The sequence below is a fragment of the Nocardia sp. CA-128927 genome (assembly GCF_050955855.1).
In the GTDB taxonomy this organism is placed as follows: domain Bacteria; phylum Actinomycetota; class Actinomycetes; order Mycobacteriales; family Mycobacteriaceae; genus Nocardia.
The window spans coordinates 6,497,290-6,513,949 of sequence record NZ_CP192087.1 but is presented as its reverse complement, the minus strand read 5'-3'; the positions used below and the strand labels follow the sequence as shown (position 1 = coordinate 6,513,949).

The following is a 16,660-nucleotide window of genomic DNA, read 5'->3' as shown; positions in this document are numbered from 1 at the left end:
CGTGGACAACGGGACGCTGCTCGCCTTGCTCACCGACCTTATGCGCGAACACCGGGTGCCGGGAGCTCAGGTCGTCGTTCACTACCAGGGACAGGCGCTGTCCGCCCAGGCCGGCGTGGTTGTCGCGGGCACGGGCGAACCGATGGCCGGTGACTGCGCCTTCCCCGTCGGCTCGATCACCAAGCCGTTCACCGCGGCGCTGGTCATGGCGCTGGCGGCGGACGGTGACCTCGATCTCGACGACCCGCTGGGCACTGTCGTGCCTGAGGTGTCCTCGACAGCGCCGGTCACATCGCGGCACTTGCTCACCCACACCGCCGGGCTTGCGGCCAACATCGATGCAGCCGGCGAACAGGCCACCAGTCTGCGCCGATGGGCAGTGCGGCACGGCGTAGAAACCGCGGTGCCGCACCCGATGGGCCGCGCCTTCTCCTACTCCAGCGTCGGTTTCACGCTCGCCGGTTATCTCGTCAGCCAGCTGACCGGCATGACCTGGCGAGAGGCCGTCACTGCCGTCCTGCTGGAGCCGCTCGGTATCGAGCCGACCTTCGTCGGCGACGTCGGGTCCGCGTCGGGCCGCAGCGTGGTCGGTGGGCATACGGTGCGGTCAGAACGGGACCGGGTCGTCTACGTTCCCCCGCAGGAGGGCCGCGTCGTCGGCGAACCTTCGGGCGGGCTTGCCCTCAGCGCCCACGATCTCGCCGTCTTCGCCCGGCATTTTCTGGTTCACGATCGAGTCGCCGGTCCGCTCGATCACGCGACCACCGCCGAGATGCGTCGTGACCAGCTGGCCGATGTCGATATCGGCCCGTACGGCATGGCCGACGGTTGGGGCTTGGGCTGGGCCCGCTACCAGACCGACAGCGGCACAGACTTTTTCGGGCACGATGGGGTGTCCGACGGGATCGCCGCGCATCTCAGGTTCGACCCGGCGAGCGGGACCGTGGTGGCACTCACCGCGAACGCGAACTCCGGTGTGGCGATGTGGAACGGACTGCTCGAGCGCCTCGACGTGGCCGGTCTTTCCGTGGGTAACCATCCACGCTCCGCGCACAAGGCCGGACCGCCGGTCGAGGCGCCGGACGCGTGCGTCGGCCGCTATGTCAACGGGGACATGGAGTATGTGATCGTCCGGGCCGAAGACGGCAACCTCCGAATTCAGGGGGACGGCCCGCTGGCCTACGAATTGACATGTCTTGCCGATCTGCGATTTACCATGCGAGACATGTCGTACCAGGGAATGGAGTACGGCGGGCGCTTCATTCGTGATGTCGAGACAGGGGAGATTCCGTACCTGCAGGTAATCGGGCGACTGGCTCGAAAAGTCTAATGCGATGCACGTCATCAATTGGGGAGTTCGACTGTGACATCCGTCGGCGAGGGTAAAAATGGGGCAAGCGACCGAGTGGCCGTTCCGCTATCCCGTAACCGGAACTACAATATCTTGTGGAGCAGCCAGTTCTTTTCGGAATTTGCGGTAGAGATAGCGCTGATCGCTTTTCCGTTGCTCATCCTGGCCCACAACGGCACACCGCTCATGGTGGGTCTGGCTGCTTCGCTCCTGGCCGCGCTGAAGATGGCCGCGGTGGTGCCGGCCGGACTGATCGCGGATCGCTGGAACCGCAAGAAAGTGATGCTGTTCTGTCAAGTTGGCCGGGCGGCCGCGGCGGGCAGTGTTGCCGTGGCACTGGCGCTGGGAAATTATGCGTTATGGCATATCTTGCTAGCGATCGCCGTCGAGGGTGTCCTCAGTTCAGTGTTCAATCCGGTGGAACATGCCGTCCTTCCGCGTGTGGTCCCCGAGGAGCAGCTGTCCACCGCACTGGCCCGTAACGCGGCCCGGCCTTTCCTTGCGGCCCTTGTCGGCCCGGCGATCGGCGGTGCGCTGTTCGCCTTGCATCCGGCCCACCCGTTTCTGACGAATTCGGTCATTCTGGGGGTTTCCCTCGGCGCGCTGATCATGCTCCGCCTGCCGCCGCGCCGTGCATACGCTGCGGGGGATGAGGCGACGGATGCACAGTCCGAGACCGATGCGCCGCGCAGTATCTCCCAGGACCTCGCCGCTGGATTTCGCTGGGTACTGGGCCATTCGGTGATCAGGGCGACGTTGGTCTGGGTGATGTTCATCAACTTCGTCTTCAACGCGTTGATCATCATCATCTTGGCGACGACGCAGCAGGCCGGGCTCGGAGCCGATCAAGCCGGTCTGATGATGATGTGCCTCGGGGTGGGCGGCGTAACCGGCGCCATCTGCGCGCCCTGGCTACAGGCCAGAGTCCCGGCAAACCTGATCATCGTGGGTTTTCCCTGGGCCCTCGTGGTGGCCACCGTTGGTATGACACTCGCCCCCAAGGGAATACCACTGGGGATCTTGCTCGGCATGACCGCGCTGCTGGCTCCGGCGGCGACCACCACGGTGCTGACGTATCAGTTGATCGTGACCCCCGACGGACTGAGGGGTCGGCTCAGTTCCCTGGTGGCTTTCTGTACCGGCGCCGCAGCGGCGCTGGGGCCGGCGGCCGGGGGAATGCTCGTGACCCTAACCGGCTATGGCCCGCTCAGCATGGCAATATGCGCAGCCACGCTGGCCGTGGTCGCGCTCGGCACGTTGCTCAGCCGGCCACTGCGCCGGTTCCCGACGCTGCGATACCCCATGACTCAGCACTCCACCGAAGGTTCAGCAGACCGGATCCTGGAGACGAGCTGAACCTGTTTCGTACGTGAGATCACGAGAATCTCGTCGGCCCCGTGACATATTCGCTGGGCAGTTCGTCAGCCTTTGAGATCGGAGAAACTACTCTGTGCCGATGCGGCGCCGGATTGGCAACAAGTGCCCATTCGGCCTATTTGGTGACCGCTGAGGCGTCGGCAATCGTTCATAGGGATGTCTCGATTTTCTGAACTATCGGACCTTGACTGCGGTTGGCCTCTCCGCTTATGTTGCTAACAGGGGCAGGAAATATTTATCACCTATCCATTCACTGCCTTTGCGTTGAATTTTTTCACCGAGCACAGGAGATGACGATGAGCACAAACCCATTCGATGACGAGGCGGGTTCGTTTTATGTCCTGGTCAATGCCGAGGAGCAGCATTCGCTGTGGCCCGCGTTCGTCGAAATCCCGGCAGGCTGGCGGCCTGTATTCGGTGCAGGTAGGCGCGAGGAGTGCCTGGACTACGTCGAGAAGAACTGGATCGACATGCGCCCGAAGTCTCTTCGCGAGGCGATGAGCGCGTGAATGATTCGATATCAATCATCAGCGCGGTGTGAAGGAGGCTTTTGGCTATGGTGAATCGCGTGGCCATTTGCAGGCGTATCGGTCCGTTGGTTGCGTTGGCATTCTTCGTTGTTGCTGCGTTAGCGGCGGGTTGCTCGAAAAACATTTCGGCCCAGATTGATTCGGGACAGGCCGGGTCGGTGACGTGCGACTCGCAAAGTGTTTCGCGAACGCCGGAGCGTGTGCCACGAACAACGAGGAGGTCAGTGTAGGTAGCTGAGCTTGGAGTTGATGCTGTGCCAGAGATGAAGGTTTGGCCCTTCGGAGTCGCCGCTCGGGCGGAGGCTTCAAACCGCCACATGCTGCGTTGGCTGAAGACCGTCGTGGTGAGCGATGTGGAAAAGGCGTCGTGAGAGGCGTCAGGTGGGGACCAGGAAGATGAGTGAACCCGAACCGCTGTTGACGTGTCGTTACGTTCGAAGTGACGTCGAAACCGTGGCCATGTTCCGGGCTGCGGGAGCTGGGCCTGACAGGTTGTCCCGATTGATGGTCAGGTGGCGTCCGGCATTGAGGCGGCATGAGCCTGGTCTGCGGCTTTGGCATGGAACGTGGGAAGGCGTGCCCTGAAACCGTTTTCGTCGAGTAGATCGGCGGCGAGAGGGAAACCCCCGTCGCGGGGTGCGCCGGCGGACCGGCTCGTAGTAGTGGTGAAGCTTCTGTAATGGGTGTGGAGCGAAGGGGCCGGGTCGTCTGTGGCTGTTGTTTGTCCTGTCAACCGGGCCGTGTGGTCCGGGAGGAGCTGTGGTGAGCGAGCTGAAGTCGTCAGCGAAGTCGTTCGAGATTTTCAAGTGGGAAGTTCAGGAGGCATACGAGAAGGTCAAAGCGAACAAGGGTGCGCCGGGAGTGGACGCGGTGAGCTTGGCGGAGTTCGAAACCGATCTGAAGAACAATCTGTATCGGATCTGGAATCGGATGTCGTCGGGCAGCTACTTTCCGCCTCCGGTCAAAGCGGTGGAGATACCGAAATCGCATGGCGCGGGCACGAGGATGCTCGGGGTGCCCACGATTGCGGACAGGATCGCTCAAACGGTGGTGGCCGCGAGGCTGGAGAAGAGGGTCGAGCCGATCTTTCATCCGGATTCTTATGGTTACCGGCCGGGGCGGTCGCAGTTGGACGCGGTCGGGGTGGCTCGGCAGCGGTGTTGGAGATACGACTGGGTCATCGACTTGGACGTGGAGAAGTTCTTCGACAGTGTCCCTTGGGATCTCGTGCTCAAAGCGGTCCAGGCGCACACCGATCAGCGTTGGGTGGTGCTGTATGTGAAGCGGTGGCTCGAAGCGCCGCTTCAACTGCCCGATGGCACTGTGGCGCAACGAGATCGAGGTACCCCGCAGGGGTCCGCGGTCTCGCCTGTACTCGCGAACCTGTTCCTGCATTACGCGTTCGACATGTGGATGGTCCGGGAGTTCCCCGATGTCGTGTTCGAACGTTATGCCGACGATGCGATCGTGCACTGCGTCAGCGAACGCCAGGCTCGCCTGGTGCTGGCCGCGATCGAGAACAGGATGAGCGAGGTCGGGTTGCGGTTGCATCCGGACAAGACCCGGATCGTGTACTGCAAGGGCGGCAAACGGCGGGGCTCGGCTGAGCATACGTCGTTCACGTTCCTCGGTTACACATTCCGCGCTCGCAGTGCTCGCGACAAGCAGGGCAGGGTGTTCACCTCGTTTCTGCCCGCGATCAGTAAGGACGCTTTGACCAGGCTCGGTCGTACGGTACGGGGGTGGCGGTTACATCGCCGCACCGATCTCGGTTGGGCTGAACTCGCCGCGATGATCAATCCGGTCGTCCGGGGTTGGATGAACTATTACGGGGCGTTCTACCCTTCGGCGATACATAACCTTCTGGCCCGCATCAACACCTACCTGGTGCGGTGGATCCGCAAGAAGTTCAAACGGTTACGGCCGCGCCGCAAGGCCAGGGAGTACTGGGAACGCACCACCACCGAGTACCCGCGTGCCTTCGCCCACTGGCGTTGGGTGGCCTATCCGCTGATGATCAAGACGACAGGAGCCCGGTGAAGGGAGACCTTCACGCCGGGATCTGCGGGAGCCCGAGGGTGCAATCCCCTCGGGCCACCCGACCCGGCAAGGTTGTGGCCCGCCCGCAAGAGCCGAAGCCGCCGTTCCCATACAACTCGGACGAGGTGACCTATCACAACGGTGGCATCGCCATCGCCGGCACATTTACGCGACCGCGAGGCCCTGGTCCGTTTCCTGCGGTGCTGCTGATCACCGGCAGCGGCAGGAACAACCGCGACGAAGAATCCGGGGAACACAAGCCATTCCTGCGGTTAGCGGACACGTTGACCCGGGCGGGCTACGCCGTGCTGCGCGCGGATAAGCGCGGATGCGGCGGCACTGGCGGCACACTGGACGGGGCTAACTACACCGACCTGGCCGAGGACGCCGTGACGGGTGTTGACTTCCTGCGCGGCCGTTCCGACATCGATCCGGCCAGAGTCGGGCTGTTGGGCCACAGCGAGGGCGGGTACATCACGCCATTGGTGGCCGCCCGGCCGGAAAGCGGCATCGCTTTCGCGATCCTCATGGCCGGTCCATCAGTGCCAGGAACCGACGTGGTGGTCTGCCGCGAACGTTCGGGTGCCTGCCCTGCAGAGGATCGGGTCCGCCGAGATGCTGGGGCGGCTGCGTAGAGTCCCCTCGCTACGGTTCCCTGAGACTGGGCGGAGACTGCTGCGGGGCTGGAGACCCCTTTCAAGGACGGCGTGGATTGGAACACTGTCGTCGGCAGTCTCCCGAATCACTGCACCCGTAGCATCGCCGAACTTGCTCTAGAACATTCTCGGGAGTGGCAACAATTGGCACACTTACTCGGCTAACACTCATAAATCCTTCGTCCACTGCAAAATCAATCGCATACGGGCTCAGCTGAACGGGATGGCTCAGGAGAGTTACGATATTCAGGAAGGCCACGAGATCGGACGCATCATTGTTTCGAATAAATTGTAATAAGGTTCGACAACTGCCCCGCCTTGCCTAGCGCTCAGTGTGACGGGCTCGTTACTGTTCTCGGAATCAATTTGGTTGCCTGGTCTGGGCATCATCAGCGCCCTCGATCTGAATGTTTGGTCGCGGCTTTGAACGCAGACTGCAACGTGGTCAGCACTGCGCATCTGACGTGGCTCGTGTTGCAACGATGCAAGGACGTTGCCCGGAGCAGAGCGCACGGTATTGACGAGTCTGTGGTAATCGGGAATAGTGCTGACTAAGCACATCAGCCACGGTATAACTCCCGCACTAATCTTAGACGCAACCATATTTGCGTACTGCCGGTGCCGTCGATCATGCAGATCCTCGGCGATATTTGTTTGTTGGCCAAGCATATCTATAGCGGATCGGTTTGGTCGAGTACCGGGATCGGCCGAATCTAACCTCGGAAGGAACCTCCTGTAGAGAACGGTCCAATACAGAATCTTTGTCTATGTATTAACTGAGTGGGTAATTACCCAGAGGGCTCGTTGCCGGGATTCAGTCAATAAACCCGACGCTAGTGTCTCGTGATTCTGATGGCGTTACTTCCCGTTGTTGTCGACGAGCTTCTTGATGTTGGTTTGAGTGAGTCGGACCTTGGCGAGGATCTCGTCGGTGGTCGCGGTCCATTCGAAGGGCCTCGGGTCGGTGTTCCAGTGAGTGATGTAGTCACGGATCTGTGTGACAAGGACTTTCACCGAACTGAAGGTGCCACGGCGGATCGACTGGCGGGTGATGATGCCGAACCAGATTTCGATCTGGTTGATCCACGACGATCCGACCGGGGTGAAGTGGAACTCCACGCGCGGGTGGGCCTCGAGCCACTTCACCACCTCGGGTGTGGCGTGGGTGGACAGGTTGTCGAGCACGATGTGGATGTCCTTGCCACGGTGTGGCTTGACGGCCTTGTCGAGGAACGCCACGAAGTCGGCGCCGTTGCGGGTCGGTTTGCATTCGCCGTAGACGCGCCCGGTGCCGATATCGAGGGCGGCGAACAGGTTCGTGGTGCCATGGCGCACGTAGTCGTGGGTGCGTTTCTCGGTCACCCCGAAGCAGATCGGCAACACCGGCTGAGTCCGATCCAACGCCTGGACCTGCGTCTTCTCATCGATACTGAGCACCACCGCGCCACCGGGCGGATCGAGGTAGAGCCCGACGATGTCGGCGAGCTTGTCGGCGAAGGCCGGATCGCGACTGAGTGTGAACGTGCCGTGGCGGTGAGGCTTCAATCCGGTGTCGCGCCAGAGTTTGGCCACATAATGCCACGACACCGACACGCCCTCGGTACGCGCGATGAACTTCACCATCTCCCGGCTCGACCACTGCGACAACCCGGCCGGCGGGCTGGTGCGCGTCGCCGCGAGAATCCGGGCGCGAATCCGCGCGGGCACCTGCTCGCGCCCGGCCCCACGCTTGTGATCAAGCAGCCCGGCGATACCGTCGGCCTCGTACCGGGCCAGCCACGCATCGACCGTCGGCCGCGACACCCCGGCCAGCGCCGCGATCTCGGTCTTGCGCCGATTCTCCGCGCGCCACAACACGATCCGCGCCCGAGTACCCACTGACGCAGCCACATCCGGGCTGTTCACCAGTCCCCGCAACGCCGCTACCTGATCCGCCGTCAACTCCACTCCGACAGTAAACACGACACTGAATCATCCTGTAAGACAATGAGAATCACGAGACACTAGTGTCCTGCGCCTGAAATTCGTTGAAGATATTTCGCCAGGGAGTTGAGGATTTCCTCGGCGGTCTTCTTCCATACGAACGGTTTCGGGTTGTCGTTCCATGTGGTGATCCATGCGTTTACCTGGCGTTCGAGTGACTGGACGCTGGTGTGCACGCCGCGACGTAGGAGTTGGTCGGTGAGGTAGGCGAACCAGCGTTCGACCTGGTTGAGCCAGGATGAGCCGGTCGGGGTGAAGTGCACGTGGAAGCGCGGGTGCCGTGCCAGCCACTGGTAGACGGCCGGGGTTTTGTGGGTGGCGAGGTTGTCGCACACGATGTGCACGTCCAACTCGGCCGGCACCGCCTTGTCGATAGCGACCAGAAACTTCTTGTACTCGGCTGCGCGGTGGTGTCGGTGCAGCTCGCTGATCACGGTGCCGTCGGCGACGTTGAATGCGGCGAAAAGTGTTGTGGTGCCGTGGCGTTGGTAGTCATGGGTGCGTCCTTTCGGGCATGCCTGGCATCGTCGGCGATACTGGCTGGGAACGGTCCAGTGCCTGGATCTGGCTCTTCTCGTCCACGCACAGCACCACGGCCCGCTCGGGCGGATTGTGGTACAGGCCAACAACATCGACGACTTTCTCCACGAACAGCGGATCTGTCGAGAGCTTGAATCCGTCCTGGCTATGCGGTTTGAGGTCGAACCTGCGCCAGATCCGCCCGATCGTCGATTTCGACAATCCGCTGTGGGCTGCCATCGACGCCCGCGACCAGTGCGTCGCGTTCACCGGTCTCGACGCCAACGTGTCGGTGAGGACCTCTTCGACCTGGTCGAGCAGAATCGACGGCGGCCGACCCGGCCGCTGCTCATCGGCCAAACCAGCCAACCGCGAGGCCACGAACCGTGACCGCCACTTACCCACCGTCGGTGCCGAAACCCCAAGCCGCACAGCAACTTCGGTGTTGGGAGCGGGCTCGGCGCAGGCGAGCACGATTCGGCATCGTAGCGCATACGCCTGCGACGAACTCGCCGCGCGCGCACCACGGGTCAACGCCGCCCGCTCCTCATCACTGAGCCTTTTTCATCCTTGTCGGGCAGTCCGGATTTCGCGATCCTGTAGCACGTGGATGGCCTTGACCAGCTGTCCGGCTTTGTCGGGGCAGCAGCGGAGTTTCCGCAGCACCCGCCAGCTCTTGAGCTGGGCGTTGGCTCGTTCGCCGCAGCCGCGTAGTCGTGCGTGCGCGCGGTTGGCGGCCTTCTGGGATTCCGGCTTGTTCTTACCCTTGTACGGGGTCAGCAGCGCGGTAGCGCCTTGATATCCCTTGTCCGCCAAGGTGATCCAGCCAGCGGCCTCGAGTTCGTGGCAGATCCGCCAGATCCAGGCCGCCTTCAGATCGTGCACGCTGCCGGGCAACGCGCCCGATACCCACGCGATGTCACCGTCAGGTGTCGCGATCACCTGCACGTTCATGCCGTGGTGGCGGTGTTTGCCCGAGTAGAACGGCCGATCCGCGGCCACTCGGTCGATAGCGATCAGCGTGCCATCCAGGATCAGGTAGGCATGTCCGTCAGTCCTGGCTTGCCGCAACGCCTTCCGCAGACCCACAGCACGCCCGGCCAGCAGTTCCACGGTTTCCTCGACATACCGCCACGCCGTCGTAGTCGACACCCCGAACCCGGCTCCCAGATCACCGAAAGTTTCGCCTTTACGCAGGTAAGCCAGCACCAGCAACACCTGCCGGCCCGGGTTCAACCGCCGCCACACCGACCCGATCGCGCCACGGTGTCGCCGGATCACCCCGGCCACGTAGTCGAGGGTCTGACGTGACAACGGCAGCGCGGCACGGTAGAAAAGCATCGAAGCCCTTGGTGTTCGGAGGTTGTGGTAAACAACCGATCTACCAGGGGCTTCGCCATACGTCCAGTCGAACTACCCTGCAGGGCAACAGATCCCGCAGTCCCGCATCAAGCAGGATGAAAAAGGCTCACTGAGCACCAATTCGGACTTCGGTCGCCCCATCACCACGCACCGAACCTACGCCCCCACCAACACATCCCGGAATAAATTGAACGAATTTCAGGCGCAGGACACTAGTTATCAGCACTTTCGTCCCACCAGCGGTCGGCAACAATGGTCTGATCAGATCAGGGTCGGCTGCGTTGTCTAACACCAACAACCCGTGCTGGGAACGGCTCGACAGATAGTCACGCAAGCATTGGGCAGACTTTGCCGAATCACCGTCTGGGTCGGCGATGCCGAATCGTTCAGCCAGGTGCGAAAGCCCAGCGCGAGTGGAATCCAGGGCTTCGGCGTTGATCCAGGCCACTAAACCGGCACCACGGTCGATCTCGTCGCGAGCGATGGCCGCGGCCAGCTGAGACTTACCTACCCCGCGCATTCCTGTCACCACTACTGCAATCCGCGACTGGCTTAGTACCTTCCGTACTTGGCTTAACTCGTCGCGACTGATGAAATGCGCTGGTAATTGTGGAATCTCACCGATCACAACCCTAGCGACTACCTCCGGTTTCTGTAAGGGTTGCAACTGATTGATCGTCGTGAACGACACGTCGCCTCGCGCGCGGATTCCGTGCACCGTCTGTGAGGTGAAGGTTTGTGACGCGCGGCTAGGATCTACGTCTGTCGCCGCGCTCAGGAAGGGTCCGGCGCCTCACCCACTCCGGCCTGGACATCACCGATATCGACCCCGCGACGGAAGTTGCCTTTCTCCAGCGTGACCCCATCTCCCGGCGATCGAACCCCGTGCACCCGCAGCATCCCCCTGGCTTTCACTGTGCCCAGAACCACGCCTCGGGCGCTTGGTGCAGGTTGTGGCGCGGGACTGCTGCGCCGATACAGCCATAACGATGCTGTGAACCCGGCAAGAGTCAGCGCTACCACGGCCAATCACAACCACCACGAATCAACACGGCTTGTAGCTAGATTCACCGCCACCGCTAACGCCGACGCAATTCCCGCCGTCACTGCAGTTGGCGCGGCAACTCGCCGCACCACAGAATCAGCTGCCACCGTATACCTCCAATTCAAAGCAGGAACTGAACCAATCCGCTCAAGTCGCCGAACCTACGGCAATGACAACCCTGGCCACCCAAAGACTCCGATGACACAGAACGGCTAGATAAGCGTACGGACAGCTACCCCCCTTCGACAGTCATTCGAACAACCGATAGCACCACAGCCCCAAGTTAAGTCGACCGCCCAGTTTCACCCATTGCCCAAACTGACGGTTGTGTGTTCTCCGCCCCTGGTGCTTATCAAAGGCCGACTGTCCGATGCGGTGACGGCGTGATCGCTTGCGGCCGGGGCTCTCTGGTGTGTCGATGGGTTCGGGCTGATAGGTTGCCCGGCATGTCTCGTCGCGATGAGAAGTCTGTCGGCTTGGTCCTGGTGACCTACCGAAGTGCTGAGGACCTGCCGCTGTTTTTGGAGTCGCTGCCTGCTGCATTTGAGCCGTTGGTTCTCGAGGTGGTCGGCGTCGACAATGCGTAGCCCGGCACGAGTCGTTTCGGTAGGGCAGACTCCGCCGATATACGCGTCGAATAATTCGGCCGCCGTGGAGTCAGGGCGCAGGTGGCCACCGCAGGCTGCGGCGAGCGCGAGTTCCATCGGTGTGTGGAATGCTTCGGTGCCGGTGACAGCGTCGGAACGGCCGTGTACTGCCAGCACTGCGGCTCGGGTCGCGTCGTCAAGTGCCAGGGTGGTCAGCGCGAGATCAGCGTCGAGGCTCAGCGGGACGGTCGAGGTCACCACGGCAGCGATGGGCACACGTAACCGAAGCGCGTCTGCGCGCGATCACGGCATTCGATCACTTTGCGAGTACGTCATTCCCGCATGGGCACGACGACTGCGACCAGGTCGTGGTCGTTCCACCGGTTCGAGCCTCTGAACACGCAGTGGAGCTTGTTGTTGTAGACCGCCAGCGCAGCGCCCTGTCCGACGGTGTTCTCGATCTTGGTGTGCCCTTCCGGCGAGGAGCCGTTGAAAACCTTGTGGTACAGGGCGTTTGAGAGGCTCAGCGTGGCGGCAGTGGCGGGATCGGCCGGCCGGCCGTGCGTGCACGCAGGACGTCGGCGGCCCAGGTGCACCAGGTCTGCTTCTCCTGCTCGAAAAGGCGTCCGCGCACGCAGACGAGGTAGGGCCCCGGTGTGTTGGTCGTGGCGAGGTAGGCCGCCTCGTGTTTCGGGCCGCGCAGGCCGGTGAGCATGTCGCCCAGCACTTGCGCCTTGGCCGCGGCCCGCGCGGCGTGGTCCTCGAGCTGCTCGATGAGGGCGTCGGTGTCGGCGACCCGTTCGGCGTGGACCTTGACCAGCAGTTCATCGCGCAGGAACGAGGGTTTCGCGGACTCGGCGGCGAAGTGGGTCAGTTCTGCGAGGCCGGCGTCGGTCAGGGTGAGCAGCCGCTTGGGTGGGCGTCGCCGCTGGAGGACCTCGCGTCCGGTGATCAGCCCCGCGTCTTCCAGTCTGGCCAGCTCCGCGTAGAGCTGCTGTGGCGAAGCGTGCCAGAACAGCCCGACCTTCTCGCCGAACGCCTTCGCCAGGTCGTAGCCGCTGAGTTCGTTATCCAGCAGGGCGGTCAGTACCGCGTGCCGCAACGCCATCTCGTCTCTCCTCCTATCTGTCTAGCTGTCGTTCCAGTCAGTCCTTGACAATACCGCAATGCCGATGAATGATAATATACATGAGTAGTCATGGATCTGAGTACTCAGTGCGCTGTCATCAGGTGAGATCAGGTTGATGACGGCTCATCCCCATCCACTGTGTGTTCGCGGCCGCCGCAATGGCGCGGTTGCGTACACATCGCAGGAAAGAGGCAGGATCATGTCCGAGACCACCACCATGAATTTCGGGGCGCAAACCCAGGTCATCCCGATCGAGTCGACCATGCTGACGATCCGTTCGGCGAAGTCCTACTTCCAGGTCATCACCGAGTTCGAAAGCATCCTCAAGCGGCTGGCCCTGACCAGGATGCAGGAACTGATCGCACATCAGGACCTCGCCGGATTCGACGCCTACATCAACAGCATGGTCACCCCCGAGCAGCCGCACGCCATCTTCTTCGAACTCGAGCAGGGCGCGATCATGCGCCTCGCCGGAATCCCGGGCGAGGCGAAGTTCTACCTGATCGGCAACCCCATCTACGGCCGGGAGCTGTTCCGCTACTCCGGAGCGTCGGGCCTCAGCGCCCCGATACGGGTCTCGGTGTCGCAGCGCGACGGCGAGGAGACCCGCATCGACTTCGAACTGCCCACGGGGCTCTTCAGCCGTTTCCCGGAGATGGTGGACTCGCCCATGCCGGCCATACTCGACGAGACGATGGTCAAGATCCTCGAAGAGGTAGCCGCGAGCTGACCGCAGGGCGGCAGGACGTTGCCGCGCGTCAGAGGAAAAGTGGTGTGCACCCTCCGGAAGCGCGGAGGCGGACACGCACCGCCCTTCCCGCTGGCTCCCCGAAACACCGGATGTCCTGTCGCTGACCGGCAGCGACAGGACATCCGGTCCGGCGGAACTCTCCATGAGCGATCCTCGTTGCCGGACGCTACGAACCGCCATAGACAGGGCCAAGAAGCTACACAATGACGACTGCGCCTGCGGTCTCTACCTCAACGACTCCACCGCCTGGTAACCGCGCGGACGAACCAACGGGGCGCACCCGCTAGGCCCATGTGACATCGTCAGCGTCGAAGTAGTACCAGTCGCGGTCTTTGGGGTCGGAACTTTTGACTTCGTAGAAAGTCTTCCGTGTGGATTGGTAGTCTTGTTCTAGCCAGCAGGTGTCAAATCCGCCTGAGCCGCAGGCTGTCTTGACGAAATTTCCAGAGACCTTCTTGTTGGGAGTTAAACAGGTTCCCTTCTCCCATCGACCCTTATGCGTTGTTTCGAGGAATTTCTTCCTATCACCACCCCTTGGCCCGTTTTCGTCATGCGTGCCTAGGTATTTGGGGATGTCGTAGTTGGAGGCGACGGCCTGGCCTTTCTGACAGGGGGACGCCTGGTCCGCGATCGCGGCAGGTGATGTCACGATCAGTGGAACGAGGGCGATGGCGCCCACCGCCAGTGCCGAGTAGAGCTTCCGTATGCCAGCACCCATTTGCCCTCCGGTGATCCCGTTGAAGTCGACGGACAGAACCTTCTGACGCTGATAACCCGGTTCAGGAGCCTACCGTCGGGTAGTGGAAGACGGCGGAAACCGGCGTGGTGTGGCGTGAGCTATACCAACCGAGGAGCCCGGCACCGAAAGGTGCCGGGCTCGCTGCTATCGGCGAGTTTCATCGCTGGGATCAACTGCGGGTTCCCTCGAGCGCACGGCATGTAGCTTTGCGGACACTTTCGCAAACGTGCCCGTCGGACAACAGGTTTCGGCTCCAACGGGCTCAGATGTGCAAGCTTCTCCCGCCGTTCCGCGGACTCGGGCACCGGGTTGATCACCGGACCGCGACCGAAACTGCCGTGATAGGCATAGAGACCGTAGATCACCGACAGGCAATGGTTGATCGTTCGCGGCGCGAAGCCAGCCTTCAGCGACTGCTTGCCAGTTCTGACATTCACCGTGCCCGGTGCTGGCGCACCGGCGCGACGGCGCTGTCGCTGGGGATTCGGTGCGGTGCGCATCCACCCGACCAGCAGCGCGACCTCGGCTTCGGTCGCGTGATCCCACGCAACTTCCAGCAGCCACAGCAGCCGAAACCACCTCAACAGGTCATAGCTGTAGCTCTTGCAGGTCGACGGGCTCGCGTCGCCTAGCGCCAAATCCCGCAGATACTGCAGCGCCGGTTCGACCGGCGCCGTCTGCGCATCGACCAGCAAGAACGGCGGAAGGTTCCCCGGCCCGGCGACTACTTTGCCGATCCGAGGAAGCTCGATCAGCCCATGCATCACGGAACTACGGAGATCACTATCTGCTGCCACAACCAACTCCTTCGTCGTCAACAGGGAACTGGTGCAGTCAACAGAACACGTTCTTTTGCCACCGAGGGTGGGAAGCACGCCGTTGGCGCGGTGCTCGGCGCTCAGTGCGTAGAAGCCGTGCTCGTCGGCATCGGGATGTAGTCGCACCGGACTACGCGAGTCCTGCAGCACCACGATCCCGTCCGCCGCAGCCGTTCCGGCACGGGCAACCTCGACAAATCTGATGGCACGCTCACACAGCAGCGGCAGGATATGGGTGGTGACGAGATCGCAGGTGCTTGTCCACTCATCGCCGGTCTGAGCGACCATCACGATCAGATTCGACAGGTCATCACGGAGCTCCGGCGGTCCGAATCCCGGGTCCAGCAATGTCCGGACGATACCTGCGGTGCTCTCGACCCCCATACCGTACGACCAGCAGATCGGAGTCGCGTGATCGTCGAAAAGTGCAGGCAGAGAGAACAATCCGTCACAGCGAGTGGTCATCAGATCCGGCTGATGTCGATGGTGAGGGTTCGCCCAGGTCTATACCGAGGTCGGCGGCGGCGTGAAAGCCGCTGCGCGCCAAGCGGCGCATCTGCTCCGGCGGTATGCCGACGGTCAGGGACGTCGCCAGCATCTGGGCCATCGAATGCTTGGGATCGGCGCGCAGTGCCGCTTCGAAGGCGGTGCCGGCCAATGGGCCGTCGCCGCGGACATACGCGCAGTAGCCGAGCAACGCCGCTGCCTCGGCACGATACCTATCCGACTGTGCCCGAATCATGACCGACCACAAGGTTTCCGCTGCCGCAGCGTGGTCGCCGAACGGGAGCGCGAGCATCGCGTCACGCACCGACCTATCGCGCAGTGCCACAGCGATTTCCGCTAGTTCCGGAGCCGTCAGCGGCTCATCGGCCTCGACACTGGCGACCTGCCACAGCACATACTCGAGGGCCTGCCGACTGTAGGCAGTGGGATCACCTCGCCGCACGGCGGCGACTTGCCGCTCGCGGGCGGCGGACATAGCACTGTCCAACAGGGCGGCCACCTGCTGCTGGAGACCGGTGTCGTCGGCCACGACGGCGGCCAGTTCGGCACAGGAGCCGAGGATCCACTTGCTGTCCAGCCATACCGAGGCCGCCCAACCCGGTAGGACCCCAACCTGTTCGGGCTCGAACAGGGTCCACCACGGCATCTCCGGCTCGATCGCCTGTACCGCCCAGGCACTCGCGAGGGCAATGCCCTCAGCGGCCAGATGCCGGGTCAAGTCGGCGACCAACACCTCGAATCGTCCTGTGCGGCATCGGTCACGGACCTCCTCGGCTGACAACTCCGGCGCAGCGACACGATCATCGACCACGACGGCGAGCACCGCAGCCGTGCCATCGTGTGGCGAGACTTGTGCAATACAGCGGGCCACGATATCTGCCCGCAACCGGAGGCGGCCGCCGTCTGGATCCAGATCGAAGCGCATGACCGAGTCGACCGTTGCGGACTGATCGTCGCCATGCGCCGTGCGAAGAATGATCACGACAAGCGAACGCTTCGGCGGGGACCCGATCATGGCGGGTATCTCTGCGATCTGTTCTCCCGGGTCTTTGACCGGCGAAATGTTTCGCGCTGCACTCGGATCGCACGGGGCCGCCTGATCAGCGCAGACGATCTCATGCACGGCTGCCTTGATTTCGGGCTCGTTCATAGCGCGGATGTTCCTTTCGACAGGGCGATGAATGGGTTAGTGACGCAGAGTCGACGGCCGAAGCACTCAGGCGGGGTCGTCGATCGAGTCGGGAGGTAGGGAAGGGCTGATATGCG

The 16,660-nt window shown here is 62.4% G+C and carries 14 protein-coding genes and 1 pseudogene; 7 read left to right on the top strand and 8 right to left on the bottom strand.

Going from position 1 to position 16,660, the window contains the following annotated elements; all coding sequences use genetic code 11:
• Window position 1 precedes the first annotated feature (1 nt).
• From ACQPW1_RS30185 to ACQPW1_RS30165, 5 genes are all read left to right on the top strand, one after another.
• A complete protein-coding gene (locus ACQPW1_RS30185; protein ID WP_433655165.1) occupies window positions 2-1,330 on the top strand; it encodes a serine hydrolase domain-containing protein in 1,329 nt (442 codons plus the stop codon).
• A gap of 33 nt (window positions 1,331-1,363) precedes the next feature.
• Window positions 1,364-2,707, top strand: a complete 1,344-nt coding sequence (locus tag ACQPW1_RS30180; RefSeq protein WP_433655164.1) for an MFS transporter — start codon at window positions 1,364-1,366, stop codon at window positions 2,705-2,707.
• A gap of 317 nt (window positions 2,708-3,024) precedes the next feature.
• On the top strand, window positions 3,025-3,237 hold the full coding sequence (locus ACQPW1_RS30175) for an MbtH family protein (protein WP_433655163.1): 213 nt from the start codon (window positions 3,025-3,027) through the stop codon (window positions 3,235-3,237).
• A gap of 783 nt (window positions 3,238-4,020) precedes the next feature.
• Window positions 4,021-5,298 carry a group II intron reverse transcriptase/maturase gene (ltrA, locus tag ACQPW1_RS30170; RefSeq protein WP_433655162.1) on the top strand — a complete coding sequence of 426 codons (1,278 nt, stop codon included), beginning with the start codon at window positions 4,021-4,023 and terminating at the stop codon, window positions 5,296-5,298.
• On the top strand, window positions 5,295-5,933 hold the full coding sequence (locus ACQPW1_RS30165) for an alpha/beta hydrolase family protein (RefSeq protein WP_433655161.1): 639 nt from the start codon (window positions 5,295-5,297) through the stop codon (window positions 5,931-5,933). Before ltrA ends, ACQPW1_RS30165 begins: the two co-directional genes overlap by 4 nt.
• Before the next feature lie 879 nt (window positions 5,934-6,812).
• Here ACQPW1_RS30165 and ACQPW1_RS30160 read toward each other — a convergent pair.
• From ACQPW1_RS30160 to ACQPW1_RS30145, 4 genes and pseudogenes are all read right to left on the bottom strand, one after another.
• Window positions 6,813-7,916: an IS630 family transposase gene (locus ACQPW1_RS30160; RefSeq protein WP_433655160.1), complete on the bottom strand. Its 1,104-nt coding sequence runs from the start codon at window positions 7,914-7,916 to the stop codon at window positions 6,813-6,815.
• Between the two features lie 41 nt (window positions 7,917-7,957).
• Window positions 7,958-8,990: pseudogene (locus ACQPW1_RS30155) on the bottom strand (IS630 family transposase).
• A 30-nt stretch (window positions 8,991-9,020) separates the two neighbouring features.
• Entirely contained in the window at window positions 9,021-9,797 is a 777-nt protein-coding gene (locus tag ACQPW1_RS30150; protein ID WP_433655067.1) for a transposase family protein, read from the bottom strand.
• Window positions 9,798-9,924: 127 nt separating this feature from the next.
• Window positions 9,925-10,509 carry an NB-ARC domain-containing protein gene (locus ACQPW1_RS30145; protein WP_433655159.1) on the bottom strand — a complete coding sequence of 195 codons (585 nt, stop codon included), beginning with the start codon at window positions 10,507-10,509 and terminating at the stop codon, window positions 9,925-9,927.
• Between the two features lie 800 nt (window positions 10,510-11,309).
• Here ACQPW1_RS30145 and ACQPW1_RS30140 point away from each other — a divergent pair.
• The gene (locus tag ACQPW1_RS30140; RefSeq protein ID WP_433655158.1) at window positions 11,310-11,450 is read left to right on the top strand and encodes a hypothetical protein; all 141 of its coding nucleotides are present in this window, start codon (window positions 11,310-11,312) and stop codon (window positions 11,448-11,450) included.
• Window positions 11,451-11,973: 523 nt separating this feature from the next.
• Here the strand turns inward: ACQPW1_RS30140 and ACQPW1_RS30135 are convergent.
• Window positions 11,974-12,558 carry a PadR family transcriptional regulator gene (locus ACQPW1_RS30135; RefSeq protein WP_433655157.1) on the bottom strand — a complete coding sequence of 195 codons (585 nt, stop codon included), beginning with the start codon at window positions 12,556-12,558 and terminating at the stop codon, window positions 11,974-11,976.
• 220 nt (window positions 12,559-12,778) lie between these two features.
• Between ACQPW1_RS30135 and ACQPW1_RS30130 the strand changes: the two genes are divergently transcribed.
• Complete coding sequence (locus ACQPW1_RS30130) at window positions 12,779-13,309, top strand: hypothetical protein (RefSeq protein ID WP_433655156.1); 531 nt, start codon at window positions 12,779-12,781, stop codon at window positions 13,307-13,309.
• Window positions 13,310-13,613: 304 nt separating this feature from the next.
• On the opposite strand, the gene ACQPW1_RS30125 is transcribed toward ACQPW1_RS30130, so the two are convergent.
• From ACQPW1_RS30125 to ACQPW1_RS30115, 3 genes are all read right to left on the bottom strand, one after another.
• Window positions 13,614-14,048, bottom strand: coding sequence for a hypothetical protein (locus ACQPW1_RS30125; protein WP_433655155.1), 435 nt, complete (start codon window positions 14,046-14,048; stop codon window positions 13,614-13,616).
• 119 nt (window positions 14,049-14,167) lie between these two features.
• Window positions 14,168-15,235, bottom strand: coding sequence for a hypothetical protein (locus ACQPW1_RS30120; RefSeq protein WP_433655154.1), 1,068 nt, complete (start codon window positions 15,233-15,235; stop codon window positions 14,168-14,170).
• Between the two features lie 100 nt (window positions 15,236-15,335).
• Window positions 15,336-16,544, bottom strand: a complete 1,209-nt coding sequence (locus ACQPW1_RS30115; protein ID WP_433655153.1) for a DUF4192 domain-containing protein — start codon at window positions 16,542-16,544, stop codon at window positions 15,336-15,338.
• Window positions 16,545-16,660: the final 116 nt, after the last annotated feature.